The organism is Chryseobacterium caseinilyticum, from assembly GCF_014837145.1.
Lineage (GTDB): Bacteria > Bacteroidota > Bacteroidia > Flavobacteriales > Weeksellaceae > Chryseobacterium > Chryseobacterium caseinilyticum.
The window spans coordinates 101,676-119,565 of sequence record NZ_JACYFS010000007.1; the positions used below are offsets into that span (position 1 = coordinate 101,676).

18 protein-coding genes and 1 tRNA gene are annotated in these 17,890 nt (G+C 37.3%); 7 read left to right on the forward strand and 12 right to left on the reverse strand.

The annotated features are described in order from the left end of the window. Positions 1–53: 53 nt before the first annotated feature. From IC610_RS17215 to rbfA, 3 genes are read right to left on the reverse strand one after another with little or no spacing between them, the layout of a single operon-like run. Positions 54–2,114, reverse strand: a complete 2,061-nt coding sequence (locus IC610_RS17215) for an endonuclease (protein WP_191737939.1) — start codon at positions 2,112–2,114, stop codon at positions 54–56. Positions 2,115–2,163: 49 nt separating this feature from the next. Next, a complete protein-coding gene (locus tag IC610_RS17220; protein ID WP_191737940.1) occupies positions 2,164–3,369 on the reverse strand; it encodes an ABC transporter permease in 1,206 nt (401 codons plus the stop codon). Between the two features lie 3 nt (positions 3,370–3,372). Further along, positions 3,373–3,732 carry a 30S ribosome-binding factor RbfA gene (gene rbfA, locus IC610_RS17225; RefSeq protein WP_191737941.1) on the reverse strand — a complete coding sequence of 120 codons (360 nt, stop codon included), beginning with the start codon at positions 3,730–3,732 and terminating at the stop codon, positions 3,373–3,375. An 81-nt stretch (positions 3,733–3,813) separates the two neighbouring features. On the opposite strand from rbfA, the gene mce reads away from it, so the two are divergent. Both mce and IC610_RS17235 read left to right on the forward strand, forming a co-directional pair. Further along, positions 3,814–4,212, forward strand: a complete 399-nt coding sequence (gene mce / locus IC610_RS17230; protein ID WP_191737942.1) for a methylmalonyl-CoA epimerase — start codon at positions 3,814–3,816, stop codon at positions 4,210–4,212. Positions 4,213–4,274: 62 nt separating this feature from the next. Continuing rightward, positions 4,275–4,348: transfer RNA gene (locus IC610_RS17235), tRNA-Ile, on the forward strand. A gap of 94 nt (positions 4,349–4,442) precedes the next feature. On the opposite strand, the gene IC610_RS17240 is transcribed toward IC610_RS17235, so the two are convergent. Beyond that, on the reverse strand, positions 4,443–5,081 hold the full coding sequence (locus tag IC610_RS17240) for an MBL fold metallo-hydrolase (RefSeq protein WP_191737943.1): 639 nt from the start codon (positions 5,079–5,081) through the stop codon (positions 4,443–4,445). 63 nt (positions 5,082–5,144) lie between these two features. Between IC610_RS17240 and IC610_RS17245 the strand changes: the two genes are divergently transcribed. Beyond that, positions 5,145–6,356, forward strand: a complete 1,212-nt coding sequence (locus tag IC610_RS17245) for a type IX secretion system plug protein (protein WP_191737944.1) — start codon at positions 5,145–5,147, stop codon at positions 6,354–6,356. A gap of 119 nt (positions 6,357–6,475) precedes the next feature. On the opposite strand, the gene IC610_RS17250 is transcribed toward IC610_RS17245, so the two are convergent. From IC610_RS17250 to IC610_RS17265, 4 genes are all read right to left on the reverse strand, one after another. Then, positions 6,476–6,736, reverse strand: a complete 261-nt coding sequence (locus tag IC610_RS17250) for a hypothetical protein (RefSeq protein WP_191737945.1) — start codon at positions 6,734–6,736, stop codon at positions 6,476–6,478. Between the two features lie 3 nt (positions 6,737–6,739). Continuing rightward, positions 6,740–6,970 (reverse strand): hypothetical protein, encoded by a 231-nt coding sequence (locus IC610_RS17255; protein ID WP_128414202.1) that lies wholly within the window; start codon positions 6,968–6,970, stop codon positions 6,740–6,742. Positions 6,971–7,143: 173 nt separating this feature from the next. Continuing rightward, a complete protein-coding gene (gene hemH, locus IC610_RS17260) occupies positions 7,144–8,166 on the reverse strand; it encodes a ferrochelatase (protein ID WP_194698935.1) in 1,023 nt (340 codons plus the stop codon). 74 nt (positions 8,167–8,240) lie between these two features. Beyond that, positions 8,241–9,119 carry a NifU family protein gene (locus IC610_RS17265; RefSeq protein WP_191737946.1) on the reverse strand — a complete coding sequence of 293 codons (879 nt, stop codon included), beginning with the start codon at positions 9,117–9,119 and terminating at the stop codon, positions 8,241–8,243. A 151-nt stretch (positions 9,120–9,270) separates the two neighbouring features. Here IC610_RS17265 and IC610_RS17270 point away from each other — a divergent pair, with 151 nt between their 5' ends. Continuing rightward, positions 9,271–9,789 (forward strand): gamma carbonic anhydrase family protein, encoded by a 519-nt coding sequence (locus tag IC610_RS17270; RefSeq protein WP_191737947.1) that lies wholly within the window; start codon positions 9,271–9,273, stop codon positions 9,787–9,789. Between the two features lie 379 nt (positions 9,790–10,168). Here the strand turns inward: IC610_RS17270 and IC610_RS17275 are convergent, their stop codons facing one another. Then, positions 10,169–10,609 (reverse strand): hypothetical protein, encoded by a 441-nt coding sequence (locus IC610_RS17275; protein ID WP_191737948.1) that lies wholly within the window; start codon positions 10,607–10,609, stop codon positions 10,169–10,171. A gap of 65 nt (positions 10,610–10,674) precedes the next feature. On the opposite strand from IC610_RS17275, the gene IC610_RS17280 reads away from it, so the two are divergent. Continuing rightward, positions 10,675–12,795 (forward strand): helix-turn-helix domain-containing protein, encoded by a 2,121-nt coding sequence (locus tag IC610_RS17280; RefSeq protein ID WP_056075489.1) that lies wholly within the window; start codon positions 10,675–10,677, stop codon positions 12,793–12,795. Between the two features lie 148 nt (positions 12,796–12,943). Here the strand turns inward: IC610_RS17280 and IC610_RS17285 are convergent, their stop codons facing one another. The 3 genes from IC610_RS17285 to IC610_RS17295 form a co-directional block, all read right to left on the reverse strand. Continuing rightward, positions 12,944–13,861, reverse strand: coding sequence for a helix-turn-helix domain-containing protein (locus IC610_RS17285; protein ID WP_191737949.1), 918 nt, complete (start codon positions 13,859–13,861; stop codon positions 12,944–12,946). A 63-nt stretch (positions 13,862–13,924) separates the two neighbouring features. Further along, positions 13,925–14,683 (reverse strand): SDR family NAD(P)-dependent oxidoreductase, encoded by a 759-nt coding sequence (locus IC610_RS17290; RefSeq protein WP_191737950.1) that lies wholly within the window; start codon positions 14,681–14,683, stop codon positions 13,925–13,927. Between the two features lie 290 nt (positions 14,684–14,973). Then, entirely contained in the window at positions 14,974–15,528 is a 555-nt protein-coding gene (locus tag IC610_RS17295; RefSeq protein WP_191737951.1) for a thioredoxin family protein, read from the reverse strand. Positions 15,529–15,780: 252 nt separating this feature from the next. Here IC610_RS17295 and IC610_RS17300 point away from each other — a divergent pair, with 252 nt between their 5' ends. Then, positions 15,781–16,377: a TetR/AcrR family transcriptional regulator gene (locus IC610_RS17300; RefSeq protein ID WP_191737952.1), complete on the forward strand. Its 597-nt coding sequence runs from the start codon at positions 15,781–15,783 to the stop codon at positions 16,375–16,377. Positions 16,378–16,721: 344 nt separating this feature from the next. Then, on the forward strand, positions 16,722–17,882 hold the full coding sequence (locus IC610_RS17305; protein WP_191737953.1) for an efflux RND transporter periplasmic adaptor subunit: 1,161 nt from the start codon (positions 16,722–16,724) through the stop codon (positions 17,880–17,882). Positions 17,883–17,890 lie beyond the last annotated feature (8 nt).

Consider the following 17,890-nt stretch of genomic DNA (forward strand, 5'->3'; position numbering starts at 1 on the left):
ATAAAAAAAAGACCGGACAATGCCGGTCTTTTGGATCTGAAAATCGTTTTAGATTAATCAATTATAAATTTCGTCGAGAATTCATCTGTTTTAAGAATGTAAATTCCTTTGGTAAGTTCTCTTACTTCAATTTTATTTGAATGAATAAATGGTTTTTCAATTTTCTTTAAAAGCTGACCGTTCAGATTATAAATTTCAGCAGTTTTAATCATATCAAGTTTTTCACCTTTAATGAAAATCTGGTGGTTTTTTACCGGATTTGGGTAAAGCTGATACTGTGCTTTCTCAACAGTAAGATCTTTTGTGCTCAATGTTCCGCAAGTCCAGCTCAAATCATCAATTCCGACTCTCTGATTGTTTGAATTGGTGATTGACAGGACAGCGTTCCCGGAAACATTAATATTACTGATGGTCGTAGTCTGAACTGTTGTGCTGTAAGGAGCCGTTCCTACAATATTTCCGTTAACACGCACTGTGAGAGTTCCTCCGTTATCAGTAAACGGTAGTTGGGTAGTTAATGTAATGCTTTGAATTCCATTCGTGATTGTTGAGCTGGTAAGACTTCCTGTTCTTATAACGATAGCTCTGCCATTGATGGTTTGGTCTGTTCTTGCATCAGTTGCGGTCCATGTAATCCCGTTGTTCGTCCATGTTCTTGTGGTATAGTTGTTGGCATTTGCCGGGATTGTAGAGAAATCTTCTGTTCCGCAATTGGTACCGGCTGGTGGAGTAGCGGTCGTTGTACCCTGAGCTGTATTGCTTTGGGCAGAAAGATTATTTGCTGCATCTGCGGCCACAACGTAGAAAGAATAAGTTGTTGATGGGTTCAAACCTGAAACAGTTGCCGAAGTTCCTGTTACTGTTGAATGGAAAGTTCCATTTAAATAAATATTATATCCCGTAACACCTACATTGTCAGTTGAGGCTGTCCAACTCAATGATACCGAATTGTTTGAAGTTCCTGTTACAGCGAGGTTTGCAGGAGCTGTCGGCGCCTGGGTATCTGTTGTTGTAGTTCCCTGAACAGAGTTGCTCTGAGGTGAAAGATTATTGGAAGCGTCTTTCGCCACTACATAGAATGAATAGGTAGTGCCTGACGCAAGTCCCGAAACTGTAGCGGTAGTTCCTGTAACTGTCGAATGAAGCGTTCCGTTTACATAAATATTGTATCCAGTAACACCTACGTTATCTGTAGAGGCTGTCCAGCTCAGAGAAACTGAATTTGGTGTAGTTCCCGTAACTACAAGATTTGTTGGTGTTGTTGGCGCCTGTGTATCCACACTTTGAGTTCCCCAAATTGCATTGGCATAAGAAGGGTTATCAATAAAAGGATTTCTGTTGCCCTGGTAGGTGTATGAAGCGTTATTTCTAATAACTTCGTTTTGTGATACAGGATCAGCATTGTGCCAAGCTAAAAGCTGGTTCAGTTCCCATGTCTGAAGTCCTGGATAAGCAGAATTTCCAAGCATATTACCAGAAGAGAATCCTGAAAGTTGAGTCTCATATCGTGTAACGAAGTAAAAAATCATTCTTGCAACATCACCTTTAAATGCATCTATAGGTTCAAAAACAGTTCCTGTAAAACCAGGTGAAACAGAATTGCCTCTTTTAGACCCATTTTGTGAAATGTAATTGGTTACTCCTACTACACCAAAAGGTAAACTTCCTCTTGCATTATTTACAGATCCATCAGTTGCTCTGATGAAATGTATATCTGAAACCATTGGAGAAGCTTCATTAAAAAGACTTTGAGGTACGATGTGTTCTCTATTGTAACAGTCGCCTTCTCCGTTGTAATTTCCACATTGTGAGGCTGTGCTAAAATAGTTGTATGGATCAGGACCATTAGGATTTTCTGAGTAAATGTCTAAAATGCTGTTATCATTTTCCAATCCTGCGACTCCGGGTGCATTGTCGCGGTCGGTCGTCTGATAGGCTGTCCATAAACCGCCATAACTTCCGGGATTGTGATTTGCAGTAATGATTGTTTTCAGAGCTGTTTTTAAATTTGCTCCGGTGAGACCTGCGGCATTGTCGTAATACCCTGCAGGAGCCTGCGCATTGCTGATGATTACAGCAAAACTGAATGCTAAAAAAGATAGAAATCGCTTCATTTTTTTTGAAATTGGGCGACAAAGGTACAAAATTTAAGGCCGTTATATATTAATTTTTAGTAATATAGCCCTTGCTGATCTTCGAGAAAAACCATGATATGAGAATGCCAAAACCTGCTGCTGTAGCAGCAACAATAAGATAATTTTTGCCTTCAATTCTCACTGGGAAAGGCAGGTCATCAACCACTTTAAACAGACCTGTGTACTCCTGAAAAACACAGAGTGCAGTTCCAATTAGTAAACCTGTCAAAATTCCTGCAAAAACAATGAGAAGTCCGGTGTAAAAGTATGTTTTTCTGAGATGGCTCAAAGGAAAACCAAGTGAAACCAATGATCTTGCTTGTTCACGTTTATCCAGCTGCAGAATAATGATGGCGCCCGCAAGATTAAATGTTGTAATGAAAATTACCAGTCCGAAAATCAGGTAGATGAATAGTTTTTCAGTGTTAATCATCTTCCAGAATGCTGCATTTTCTTCAGATTTTGTGCTTAAAATCACATTTTTACCTAAACTTTTTTCAAGTTCCAGTTTTACATCATTTGTTCTGTCTGGATTTTTAAGTTTGATAACGATGTTGTAGGCAGAGTTTTTTGGGAGATTCAAAAGTTCTTCAGCTAAAGATATCGGAGCAATAATGTAATTGTTGAGCTGTTCCTTTCCGGGGAAAACTCCGGTTACGAAAATGTTTTTTCGGTTGTAAATATCTTCCTCTTTGTTGATAAGACCTTTACCTGGCTTCGGCATATACAGCGTTGCCATATCTTTTTCTGAATTTACCGGAATTGACAGTCTTAAATCGAGAGAATTTTCAATCAGAACCTCATCCTTAAATTTGAAATCCGGATAAGTTCCGTAGACAATGCTTTTATGTATCGGATTTACCTGGGCGTATACAGAATCTACACCACGGAGATACGCGATGTCGCCTTTGCCGTTGAAATTAATATAGATTTTTTCTTCAATAACCCTTGAGAACTGGGAGATATCTTTGTTTTGTTTTAAAACTTTTAAAATTTCCGAAGGGTTTTTGATTGTTTTTCCGGCCGTGCTCTTAACAGTAATATCTGCGTGCAGGTCTTTTACGAGATCAGCATTGAAATCTTCAAGCCCCGAAAAAACAGAAATAATCACAAACATTGCAGTCACCGCAACGCTCATCGCTCCCACAGCAAGCCATGTGATGAAGGTAACCGCTGTGCTTCCTTTTTTTGAAATCAGGTAGCGCGATGCAATGTAAAAAGCAATGTTTTTCAAGATCTACAGAATAGGATTTTCTCCTTCACCACGAAGTTCTTTCTCAATTTTTTCCACATCATCCAGCGTTGTATCCAGGTAAAAATTAAGTTGCGGAATAATACGAACCTGTTTTGCCATTTTCTGACCGATGAAATTTCTGTACTGAGCCTTATTTTCCTCAATCTCTTTCATAATGATGGAACGGAATTCCTGTGGAAAAATGCTTAAATAAATTTTTGCAATTCCCAAATCCGGAGTTACCTTCACATCCGAAACGGAAACCAAAAAGTTTTGCTTACTTTCTGATGCCTGTTTGCGGAAAAGTTCTGCGAAATCTTCCTGTATAATCTGTGCTACTTTTCTTTGTCTGTTACTTTCCATAATTTGTGCAAATTTACTACTTTTGTTTTAATTGATCTTTTTAAAATAGATCAAAGAATTAATTATCTTATCAATATATTTATGAAACTTGAGCATATCGGTATCGCTGTGAAGTCATTGGGAGTTTCTGATGAACTTTTTACTAAGCTCTTAGGCGAAAAATCTTACAAAAAAGAATCTGTGGAGCGCGAGGGCGTTGTTACCTCTTTTTACAAAGCCGGAGAATCGAAAATTGAGCTTTTGGAAGCGTCGAAAGAGGATAGTCCGATTTCAAAATTCATAGATAAAAAAGGGGAGGGGATTCATCATTTGGCTTTTGGCGTAGAAAACATTACTTATGAGATCGAAAGATTAAAAAAAGAAGGATTTCAATTTATATCTGAAGAGCCTAAAGAAGGTGCTGATAACAAATTAGTTGTCTTCCTGCATCCGAAATCAACCAATGGTGTTTTGGTAGAACTTTGCCAAGAAAAGCCATAAAAAGTTTTGCAGAGAAAGAAATTTTACTATTTTTGCAAACACAAAATTTAACCAAATTTTGAGGTCCTATAGCTCAGTTGGTTAGAGCACCTGACTCATAATCAGGTGGTCCCTGGTTCGAGCCCAGGTGGGACCACAATAAGACCCTTGAATATTAGTATATTCAAGGGTCTTTAATTTTATAACAAAAAGGAACTGAACTATCTTTTGGTATTAAAATTTTAAGAAAATTACTTCAAAAACGGATTATATTGTTTTTCAAAACCAATCGTAGTTGGATTTCCGTGGCCTGAGAATACTTGTGTTTCTTTATCCAAAATTAAAAGTTTCGTTTTAATTCCTTCAATTAACTGTTCGTAATTTCCCTTGTATAGATCAGTTCTACCAATACTTCCTTCAAACAAAACATCCCCTGAAATCATAAATTTTTGTGTTTCATTATGATAAACAACACTGCCTGGCGAATGTCCCGGAACGTGATAGATTTGAAATTTTTCTCCGTCAAAATCAAGTTCGTCTCCTTCTTTGATGTATTCTAAATCAACATTAATGTGATCCAGCTCAAACCCGAATCTCATTCCGCTGATTTGGAACATATCCATAACTTCTTTGTCATCCTGATGCATGGTTACAGGAACTTTATAGGTGTCAAATGCCCACTGCAAGCCTAAAATATGATCAATATGAGCGTGAGTTAAGATGATTTTTTTAATTTTTAAATCCTTTTCCGTAATGAAGCTCTCAATAGCTTTGGTTTCCTGCTCATTCATATTGCCTGGATCGATGAGCCACGCATTTTTGTTTTCGTTGTAAATGATATAGGTGTTCTCACTTGCAAAATTGCACACGAAGCCTTGGATCTGAAGCATATTTAAAAATTTTTTAGCGTTCAAAAATACGATATTCTTTAGAGATTCGTTATCTTCGTCATAATGAAAACGTTGAAGATTTTTTTATTAAGCCTTAGCAGTATTGCATTCGGTCAAAATATACAGAGCGTACAGCTTTTTAATCCCCAGACTAATGACGAAACGCCTGTTATTACTATGGGCGAACAGTTGGTTTTAAGTTTTGATGATTTAACCAACGGAAGTACAATCTACCGATATACTTTGAAACATTATGACAGAAACTGGCAGGATGATAATTTATTCTTTACCGAAATTGCTACAGGAACGATGAATGCTTTACTGGATCAGTTCGAATATTCTTTTAACACGCTTCAGTCTTACACACATTATAAACTTACATTTCCGAATGACAAAATCAGACCGAAAATTTCGGGAAATTTTGAGATTATTGTTTATAAAGATTCTGCAGATAAACCTTTATTTAAAAAAAGATTCAGTATTTCTGAGAGCGGTGTTAATTTAGCTTTAAATATTACCAGAGTTTCTGATGCAAGAAAACCCAACATCAACCAAAGAGTTGAAGTGCAGGCAACTTCTAAAGGTGGAGATATTTCGTCTAACGTCAATTCAATGTCTCTGAATGTGGTTCAGAATAACAATCCAAATATGGTTGTTTATAACCAAAAGCCCAGTTCAACAATGGGAAATCAGCTTCTTTTTCAGCAAATGAATCTTACATTTCCTGGTAATAATGAATTTTACTATTTTGATAATAAAAACATCAGGATGCCGGCAGATATGGTGCGGGCGACAGAAATCATAGATAACGTACATCAAACTTATCTTCACTCAGTTTGGGCGTATCCGTTGGATTACCAGTATCAGCCAGATGTAAATGGTGCGTGGTATTTCAGGAGAAATGATATGGGAATAGAAAGGAATGCAGATCGTGAGGCGGATTATGCGGTGGTTCATTTTTCTCTGGACTCTGAACCGATGGATAAAGAACTGTATGTTTTAGGTGGTTTTAATGATTTTAAACCTTCCAAAGAATCGCTGATGACCTATGATCAGGAAAAGAAAAAATATGTTGCTAAAATATTTTTGAAACAAGGTTTCTACAACTATATTCTCGCCACAAAAGAGGCTGGCGGAAGTGTGGATTTTGGCGAAATCAACGGGAATTTCTGGCAGACCGAAAATCTGTATCAAGCATTCCTATATTACAGGCCTTTCGGGAGAAATTACGACGGACTTATCGGTTATGGGGAATTCAGAACGCCAGTTAAATAATAAAAACCAAAACCCTACATGCTAAATGTAAGGTTTGGGCGATCAACTGTCTTATGAAGACTCACAGAAAAATAAAATATAATATGTCAAATAAACAAAGTTCCGTTCTTCAGGTTTTTTTAATTTTTAAAAACCGCTGTGATCAATAAGCTGTCATTATCTTCAATGATGTAATGAATATTGACCGGAAGGCTGTCGGTTTTAAAAACCTGCATCTCCCTGTTTTTAATATCAATATGCTCTGAATTTTCTACAATCTGCTGTACAGAATCTTTCAGTACATCCAGAAAAAATTTATCATTATTTTCCTTTTCAGCATTAAACACACGCATCAGCATCCGGATGTCATTTTTTGCGATTGATGACAGAAGTATTTTCATGGCTTAAGCGCAAATCTGCTCCAGTTCGGCAACATTATCAAAGAAATCAAGTTTGGTAGCAGGATTTTCAGAATGAAACTGAATTCTGTACGAAACTTCGTCCATCTGAAACTGCGGAATATCTGCCAGCACCTGTGTTTCTACCTTGTCAAGAATTTTTGAAAGAGCTTCCAAAAGATCCGGACTCAAAACCTCGATTTTCTTTTTTAAAATTTCAATAGTAGCCTCCATCATTTCAAATTTTTAAAGTGTCATTTTGTCTTTGATGAGGTAAAGGTATGAAAAATATTCAATAAACAAAACAATGCCCCTAAATTTTTAGGGGTATTGTTAAAATATTTTAATTTTTATATTAATTCAATGTTGAATTTAGGGGGGGGTAATTATTTTTTTCGATTATTTTGATATCATACCCTGTAAAATTCATTTAATTTCTCTTCACAAAGTGTTTTTACAACATTTACCCACCGGTCTTCATCATTAAGGCACGGAATGTAGTGGAAATTCTCACCACCACCGTGTTCAAACTGATGTTTACCTTCTACAGAAATCTCTTCCAAAGTTTCAAGACAATCTGCAACAAAGGCCGGACAGACGATAGCTAAATTTTTCACACCCTTTTTTCCTACCGTTTCAAGGGTTTCATCAGTATAAGGCTCCATCCATTTATCTTTCCCCAGGCGGGATTGGAAAGTTACCATCACCTTGTCTTTTGGTAGTCCCAATTTTTTGATCACCGAATTAGTTACATCAAAACACTGATGACGGTAGCAAAACTGATGGCTAGGATTGCTTTCACGCGAGCAGCAGTCGTTGAGATTACAGGTATTGGTGGGATCTGTCTTATATATATGTCTTTCCGGAACTCCGTGATAGGAGAACTGCAGCGCATCAAAATTTTCAGGAAGTTTTTCTTTAATGCTCTCTGCAAGACAGTCGATGTAAATATCTCTGTTGTAAAAAGGCTGAATGTAATTGATTCTCACCTGCGGAAAAGATTTTTTTCTCACTTCCTCAGCTTTCTCGATAACCGTTTCTGTTGTACTCATCGCATATTGCGGATACAGTGGAAAAAGCACAATATCCGTTACACCCTGATCTACGAGTTTCTGAATTCCTGCTTCAATACTCGGTTGGGCATATCTCATCCCAATCTCTACCGGAACATCCACTAATTTCTGAAGTTTTTTCTGAAGCTGCTGTGTGATGACAATCAAAGGCGAACCCTGGTCTGTCCAGACTGTTTTGTAAGCCTCGGCAGATTTTGCAGGTCTAGTATTGAGAATAATTCCTTTTACCAAAAGTGCACGGAAAAACCAGCGGTAGTCGATCACGCGTTCATCCATCAAAAATTCATCAAGATATTCTTTTACATCCGGAACAGATGTTGACCTTGGCGAACCGAGGTTGACTAATAAAATTCCCTTCATAATTATGAGTAATGGGTAATCAGTAATGAGTAATTTACATATTGCTTATTACTCATTGCTCATTACTTATCTATTTATCCGTTTACGGCTTCTACTCTTTCTACCAGTTCAGGTACGAATTGTTTTAAAATATTTTCGATTCCTCCTTTTAAAGTTGCGGTTGAACTTGGACAGCCCGAGCACGCACCCTGCAACAACATTCTGGCTGTTTTTGTAGATCCGTCGTATTCCATTAACGAAATTTTTCCACCATCATTTTCTACTGCCGGAGCAACATATTCATTTAAAATATCAGAAATCTTCTGCTCGTCATCGGTATAATCTCTGTTGATAATTTTCTCAACCGGATTTTCATGCTTCTGAGCTTCAATTGTTGAAATTTCACCACCACTCTGAAGATATTCTGCAATGTAACCGCGAACCGCCATCATTACCTGATGCCATTCAACAGAATTGTCTCTTGTCACCGCTACGAAATTGTCAGAAATGAAAACTTCATTTGCAAAATCAAATTCAGTGAAAATTGCCTCAGCTAATGGTACGCCCTGAGCCTGATCTCTGGATTTCACTTCCACGAAACCATCCATCAAAAGCTGGCTTGAAACAAATTTCATCACGTTAGGATTCGGCGTCATTTCAGCGTAGATCTGATACATTTCCTTTTTCTTCTGCAGATAAATTCTCGGGTTGGCCAACAATTCATCTTCGATTACATTTTTCAGGCTTTCAGCTACGTGTTCCCATTCTACGGTATCCTGTTTTGCAACCGCGATAAAATTGGCAGTAATGAATATTCTTTCCACAAAAGGATAATTGAAAAGTTCCTGCGCCAAAGGAATTTCTGAGACATCAGAATCTCTGTCCAGCTCCAGAGAACCCGGAATTAAGTTGTAGTCGGCTACAAATTTCATCACTTTCGGGTTTTCGGTTGGTTCTATAAGTATGGTATGCATTTTTTAATTAAATTTGAATGTACAAAAATACGGATTTTAGAATGGAGACAAGGATAACCGGAGTTAGATTTTTGCTATCACTGTAATTTACCACCATAGTTTTTAAATCTAATTTTCAAATAAACTCATTTTCAAATTTTCACATAAAATTATGGCTTTAATAAAAGAACTTTTAGGTAAAACACCGCAAATCGGAGAGAACACTTTTCTGGCAGAAACCGCAACCATCATCGGAGACGTTACCATGGGAACAGATTGCAGCATCTGGTACAATGCAGTGATTCGTGGGGATGTACATTATATTAAAATGGGCAACAAAGTCAACATTCAGGATAATGTAATGCTGCACTGCACTTACGAGAAGCATCCTCTAAATATTGGTAACAACGTATCCATCGGTCACAATGCAATTGTTCATGGCTGCACCATCCAGGACAACGTTCTTATAGGAATGGGTTCGATTGTGATGGATAATTGTCTGGTAGAAGAAAACTCAATTGTGGGAGCAGGATCTGTAGTTACGCAGGGAACTCACATTAAATCCGGAGAAGTGTGGGGCGGCGTTCCGGCAAGGAAATTAAAGGACATCAATTCCCAGCTTCTGGAAGGTGAAGTAAACAGAATCGCAGATAATTATGTGAAATATTCTTCGTGGTATAAGGAGGAGTGATGAGTTGAAGGGCTGGAGAGTCTGAGGATTGTAGGCTTTCAGAGTCTGAGGGCTTCATTTATTTCTGATAATTTGACTTAAAAACAAAAACGACTTTGGAAATGTTTTTCAAAGTCGTTTTTGTTTTTAGAAGTCTCACTCAGGCCAACCACTCCGTGGTTCTCGTGAATATCGTTTGTCATTTACCATGGGTTTCAACCACGGCTATGGATATTAAACCACTTCGAGGTTTTTGAGTATTGAAAAGTTGTATTTGATGAAAACTAATTTAAAATTCAAATTTAAACTTATTCTTTACACTTATCTTTTCTCTTTTTTTTTTTCCTGGTCTCTTTAAGTAAACCTGGGTTCTTTTTACTTTTTCCTTGTTTCTTTTCCCCTAAGGATACACAAGCACTGCTTTCCCACCTTCGCATCTTATGGAAACCGGTTCTGCCGGAAGCATACAGTCTGAGGTAAGGTTATACTTTTTGTTGTGATCAATCATTCTGTTTTTGAAATTTTCAATTTTTGCAAGAATAGATTCCTCATTTTTTTTCGGATAAGCGATATACGAATACGGTCCTCCGCAAGCTTTTGCGCCAATTGGAGAGAATGCCCAGTCTTTCGGATCTGTACATTTTTCTTTGGCAATTTCTGCGTCTATCGCTGATTTTAAAATATCGAGCTGTGCCTGATCATATTTTCTGCTGTCGGCATCAGCAGGTCTTTCGGCGATATCTTTTGGCAGTGTTTCCGGATCTGGAGCAGCAGTTTTGCATGCTGTGATCATAAGAGAAAAGATGCAAACAGAAATTATTTTTACTAAACTCATTTTCATTATATCATTTTTTTAAACGAAATCAAAGTGTATGCCTTCGCAACATTTTTGTAATTTTGAACACGATGAAAGATCATTTTTTTGAATTAATTGAGCATACCAACCGAAGTGTATTTTTAACCGGTAAAGCAGGAACCGGAAAGACCACCTTCCTGAACGATTTCGTAAAACGTACCCGCAAAAAACACATCGTTGTGGCACCCACAGGCATCGCTGCTATCAACGCCGGCGGAGTTACCGTGCATTCTATGTTCGGGCTTCCACTCAGAACTTTTCTGCCGACCACCGACAGAATCGATACCAATCTTGCCAATAATATTTTTGATCTTCAACAACATTTCAAATATAGAAAAGATAAATTAAAACTCCTGCGTGAAGTAGAAGTAATCATTATTGATGAGGTTTCAATGCTCAGAGCCGATGTTCTGGATATGATGGACCATTCACTGCGTTTTATAAGAAGAAATGTGCAGCCTTTCGGAGGTGTACAAATGCTTTTCATCGGAGATTTATATCAGCTTCCGCCAGTGGTGAGAGATGAATATGTCTTAAAAATGTTTTACAGTTCACCGTTTTTCTTCGACAGTTTAGCCATCAAACAGATTCCGTTACTTACAATCGAACTGACAAAGGTTTACAGACAGACCGACGAAGATTTTCTTGAAATTTTAAATGCGATCCGCGACGGCGATGTTGCCAGTATTAATTTTGAAGAGCTCAACAAAAGATACGATCCGCTTTTTGATTCGGGAGATCAGCCTTATGTTTATCTGTGTTCGCACAACAAAATGGCCGACGACATTAATCAGGAAAAACTCCAGGAATTAAAACACGACGGCACAACCTATGAAGCCAAACTTTTTGGTGAATTTAAAGAAAATCAGTTTCCGAATGAGCAGTTTTTAGATTTAAAAATTGGCGCTCAGGTGATGTTTATCCGAAACGATATTTCTGGTGAAAAAAAATACTACAACGGAAAATTAGGTGAAATTTCTTCTTTGGATGAAAAGGAAATCAAAGTCGTTTTAGAAGGTTCTGAACGTGAAATTACTGTAAAAAGAGAAGTCTGGGAACAGAAAAAATATTTTCTCGACAGCGAAAAAAATATCAAGGAAGAAGTTTTGGGAAGTTTTGAGCAGTTTCCGATCAAGCTGGCGTGGGCGGTTACCATTCATAAAAGTCAGGGTTTAACTTTTGATAAAGTGATTATTGATGCAGGAAAAAGTTTTACGGCAGGACAGGTGTATGTTGCACTTTCACGTTGCCGTACTTTGGAGGGCATTGTTTTAAAATCAAAAATTACCCCTGAAGTTATTTTTAAAGATAACCGTATTTTAAAATTCCAGGGAGATACGCACGCTAACGATCAGGTGGAAACCATCATAAACAGGGAAAAATACGATTACAGCATCAGAAAAGTGCTCAGAACACTCGACTGCCATTGGTTTCTGAAAGAAGTGGAAGACTGGAACAACCGCTCGATTGTCACCAAAAGTATTGATCATTTAAAAGCAAAAAAACTCTATCAGGAACTGAAACACGATACCCTGAATCTCGTCAGAATTTTTGATAAACTCGACCGTATTTTAAATCAGAAAATCAACAGCTTCATCGCCGGAGAAGAAGAATGGGCTGAAATTGAAAGTAAAACCAAAGGCGCCGTCAATTTCTTTTTTACAGAAACAAGGAATAAAATTTTTGATCCGATGAAGGATTTTTATTCTGAAATTAAGGGAGCGAAAGGCCTGAAACAATACAATGACGACCTAAGGAACTGGCTTGAAGATACTGAAGAATACCTCAACAGTTTAAGGGAAATTCATTTACTTGAAACCAAACTTTTAGATGAAAAAAATAATAAGGAAGTGACAATGCAGATTGCGAAAGTTCCTTCTCAGGTTTTAACTTTCCAATTATTTGAACAGGGAAAAACAATTTCCCAGATTGCCATGGAGAGAGGTTTGGTGAAGGAAACCGTCATCGGTCATCTCGCAAAATATGCAGAACAGGGTTTGCTGGATATCTCCAGAGTCATCACTTCAGACAAAATCAAAATTTTTGAAGACGAGTTTTATAAAAAACCTCACGAAACCCTCAATGAATGGAAGAATGCGCTGCCGTCGGATTTTGAGTTTAATGAAATCAGAATTTTAATCAATCATTTTAATTTTAAAAAAGGAGTCTGAACTGATATTAAATAAAATACGATTTTTTATATTATTGGATAATTCAAATAAAAAAAATGAGCAGTTGCTGTAGGGTAACTGCTCATTTAGTATAAAAACAGTAACACTAAAGGAAACCGATTTTTAAACTGTATCGTTACAACAAAAATCAATTAAAAGACTGTCTGAATTCCAGCGGACTCTTTAAAGTTTTGTTTTTAAATAATTTACTGAAGGATTGAGAATGCTCGAATCCCAGTTCATAAGCGATTTCACTCACAGACAGATCGGTAGAAGACAGTTTTTCCTTTGCCCTTTCAATCAGTTTGTAATGAATATATTGTTTCGCATTTTTCCCGATCAGGGCACGGAGAAGATCACTTAAATAACCTGCAGAAATATTGAGTTTTTCTGATATATACTGTACGGTTGGTACACCCAGTTCGAGTGCTCTGCTGTTTTCAAAATATTCTTCAAGAATTTCTTCTGTTTTTTCGAGGACATCATTATTGACGGTCTTTCTGGTGATAAACTGTCGCTTATAAAAACGGTTCGCATACTGCAGAAGCAATTCAATCTGTGCAAGAATAACATCCTGACTGAATTCATCAATTCTGTCATTGAGTTCATTACTTATAAATTTGAAAACCGAGATCACCGTTTCTTTTTCAGTTTCAGACAAATGCAGAGCTTCATTTACCGAGTAAGAGAAATAGGCATACTGCTTTATTTTTTTTGCCATAGGCGAACCCAGCAGATAATCAGGGTGAATCAGGAAGACATAATACTCAGCATTACCGCTGTATTCGGTAATTCCCACAAGTTGATTGGGTGCGAGAAACATCATGCTGCCTTCATCAAAATCATAGTAATCCTGTCCGTAGCGCATTCTTCCTTTATTTTTCATGACAAGTGTAATCTTGTAAAAGTTCAGCACATCATACACCGGAAATTGTGACACATCGAAACAGCTTTCTTTTTCGATATGCGTAAGGCTGATGAGAGGATGCTTTGGTTTCGGAATACCGCAGGCATCGTGAATTTCGTTGATCGACTGAAACCGGATGAGATTCTTCTCTTTTTTCATAATTTAAATTTAGAAAAAAAACCTGCAAAACCATGAGGCAATGCAGGTCATAGATTTATACTATTACCAAGGGAATACTTCCTGTCCTGGACCGGTGAATAATCCTGAGATGCCGTCTTTTTCCAGAGCCACACGCACAGGTTCTTTTGAGCCTTCTTCCACAGTATCTGTACCCTCAAAATTGTTGAGTGCCGTTGCAGTAAAGCCGGGACTCACTGCACTGATTTTGATATTGGTATTTTCAAGTTCGAGTGCAAAAGCTACCGTAATCGCGTTCATTGCTGCTTTTGAAGCTCCGTACACTACGTCGTAAGCTGATCTGTAAGGATTTTCAGGATTCATATTTAAAGTGAGCGAACCCAAACCGCTGGAAACATTCACGATTCTTGCATTGTCAGCATTTTTTAGTAATGGCAGGAACGTCTGAGTAACTGATACTACACCGAAAACATTGGTATCCCAAACGGTTCGCATTTCTTCGATCGGCGCTATGCTCGGTTTGTTAGCTGCCAATACTTCCTGCATTGTACGGCCTGGTTTTCCGGCGTGTGAAATTCCCGCGTTGTTCACCAGAAGATCCAGTTTGCCATGCTCTTTGAGAATCTTTGCTGCGGCTTCATCGATGGTGTGCTGTTTTGTAACATCGAGTTCTATGGCCACGGCATTTTCGCCTAAACTTTCAGCAGCGGTCTTTGCTCTGTCAATATTTCTTGATGCAATGTAAACAAGATAATGATCTTCAACCAATGCTTTGGCAATCTGAAATCCTACTCCTGTATTGGCACCGGTAACGAGTGCAATTAATTTTTGATCTGAGTGCATATTTTTTAAATTTTTAATTATTGAATGATGCAAAGGTCATTATTCGTACAGTTTACCATGTATCCTAAGCAGGAAATTATGTAGCCAAATTGAGGACGGAAATTTTTTTTAATTAAAATGAAAGCTTGAAGTTGTTTCAATTTAAATTTAAAAATGATGTACATGCAAAATATTCCCTAAAACCAGTCCAGTATCGAAAATTTGAAATGATTCACAGGTCAATATATTTTTATTTAATTCCATGAAAAAAGCCGTCGTGTGGACGGCTCTCTATTTTTAAAAGAAAATTTTTACTTCCATTTAATATTACATCCCATACCCGGTCTCTGAATTTCTTCCTGAGGCTCGCCTGAAAGAAGATTTTCAAAAGCAATAATTAAATCTTCGCCGGTAATATCTTTGTTGTTTCCCGGTCTCGAGTCATCCATTTGTCCTCTGTAAATAAGGTCTAATTTATCATCAAAGAAAAAGAAATCCGGTGTGCAGGCTGCATCGTATGCTTTTGCAACGGCCTGACTTTCGTCAAAAAGATATGGAAAATCAAATTTTCTGTCGATCTGAAATTCAATCATATTTTCGGGAGAGTCAGCAGGATATTTTTCTACGTTGTTTGAATTGATGGCTATAAATTCGATCCCTTTATCATTATAATCTTCATAGAGTTCATTCAGCTTATCGATGATGTGAAGCACGAAAGGGCAGTGGTTACACATAAAAATGACCAAAGTTCCTTTTTCACCTTTCAAATCTTCAAGATTTTCTGTTTCGTTGAGTTTGGAAGGATTTGGGAGCTCGAAATAAGGTGCTTTTGTACCTAATGCCAACATATTTGAAGGAGTATCCATTTCTTTATATTTTCAAGCAAAGATAGAGAATTCTTTCAGTTATTGTTAAAAGATAATCTAATTGAGTCAGACTATTTAAACTATCTGTTTTTACAATAATAAAAAAATAACGTCTTCCAATGTCCAATCCACAAGCATTTTACGAATTTAATATATTGTAAAAGTTTCGGTAAAAGTTAAATTAGACAAAATAGTTTGGTTGGTATAGTTAAATGTTTGTAGTTTTGCTAACACTGTTAGTAAAATAAAATCATGGGTTTACATGAACGTCGTCAAAGAGAAAAGGAATCTATCCGTGCAAACATTTTGCAGGCTGCATTCACTTTGGCTAAAACTGACGGTTGGGCTTCACTTTCAATCCGTAAAATTGCGGATGCTATTGAATACAGTGCGCCGGTAGTCTATGACCACTTTGAAAACAAAGAAGCTATTCTTTATGAAATTTCTATCAATGGTTTTCATTGTCTGCAAATCGAATTACTGAAGGCTAAAGAAAAGCACGACACTCCTGAAGATCAGTTAACAGCAATCGTTGACGCATATTGGAATTTTGCATTTAAAAATAAAGAATATTATCAGTTAATGTTTGGTTTGGGAATGCAGTGCAGCGGGAAAGGGATGATGAAAGAAGAATTTTCATCGTTTCAGGACATGTTGTACGACTCTACTTTTGAAATTATTCAGAAGAAAGGTTCAAATCCTGATAATGCCTGTCACTCTTCGCACGCTTTGTTTTCTGCAGTACACGGATTGATCTCAATTATGATGATGAGAAATGATGATATTCCTTCTACAATGAATAAAACAACTTTAGACGAAACGGTTTCGGCCTTTATTAAATCTCTGTAAAATTTTTTTGAACCACAGGTTAACGCTGTTAGGAAAATTAACGAGAGATTTTATATAATTTAAATTAAAACAAACTAAAACTTTAAAAAATGAAATACGATTTTTTTACATTATTTCTAGCCATTTTCTTCCCTTATCATTAACAGTGTTAATAAAAATAACAATGTTAATATTTCCAATCTAAAAATTAAACTTAAATACGTAATCATGAACGCAACAAAATAATCATACTGTTAATTCTGTTATTTTTTTTACACCGTACTTAACACTGTTAGAAATAATAACACTATTTAATACAAAACTACATACTTAATCTTACACATCATTAAAAAATAAAACTTACAATGAAAACAACTGCAAAAGCAAAATTGATTGTACTAATATCAAGTATCATTCTTTTACAGAGTTGCACCAAAGCAGCAGAAGGCAACAATGCTGCTCCACCCGCTCCGGCATTGCCGGTATTTACCGTAACCTCAGCTCCAGCCACAATTTATCAGGAATTTCCGACCGCCTTGGAAGGAAAAAACAATGTTGAAATCAGATCACAGGTTGACGGATATTTAGATAAAATCTACGTAGAAGAAGGCGCTTACGTGAGAGCAGGACAGCCTTTATTTAAAATAGATTCACGAGCGTACGGTGAACAGATGAATATGGCCAATGCCAATCTACAGGTTGCTAATGCTAACATTCAAAAAGCGAAAGTAGAAGTAGACAGACTTCAGCCGTTAGTTGCTGCAAAAGTAGTTTCTGATGTTCAATTAAGAACTGCAAAAGCCAATTACGCAGCGGCTGTTGCTGCAGGATCGCAGGCCAAAGCTTCCGTTGGCGGTGCCAGAATCAACGTTGGATTTACCACAGTTACAGCGCCTGTCAGCGGTTACATCGGGAGAATTCCTCACAAAAAAGGAAGTCTCATTTCAAGAACAGATGCTGATCCGTTGACGATGCTTTCAGACATCAGTGAAATCTACGCTTACTTCTCGTTAAGTGAATTGGATTTCATCGGTTTCCAGAAAAAGTACGCCGGAGCAACCTTAAACGAAAAACTGAAAAATATGCCTATGGTAGATTTGGTCATCGCCGACAACAGCACCTATCCTGAAAAAGGAAAAATGAGTATCGTGGATGGACAATTTGACAAAACTACAGGAGCCATCAGCGTTCGCGCAGTTTTCCCAAATCCGAACGGAACATTGAGAACGGGAAATACAGGGAGAGTCCGTATGCCTCAGTTATTTGCCAACACGTTGGTTATTCCGCAGGAAGCTACTTTCGAAATACAGGATAAAATCTACGTCTACGTCGTTGGAAAAGATAAAAAAGTAACCGGAAAACCAATCACCATCTCAGGAAAAACAGACAGCTATTACTTTATCTCTGAAGGACTGGTTGCAGGTGACCAAATTGTGTTTACCGGAATCGGAGCGTTGAAAGATGGGGTTACTATTCAGCCAAAAGCGATTTCTTCTGACAGTTTACTTAAAGCAAAACCATTGTAAAACAGCTT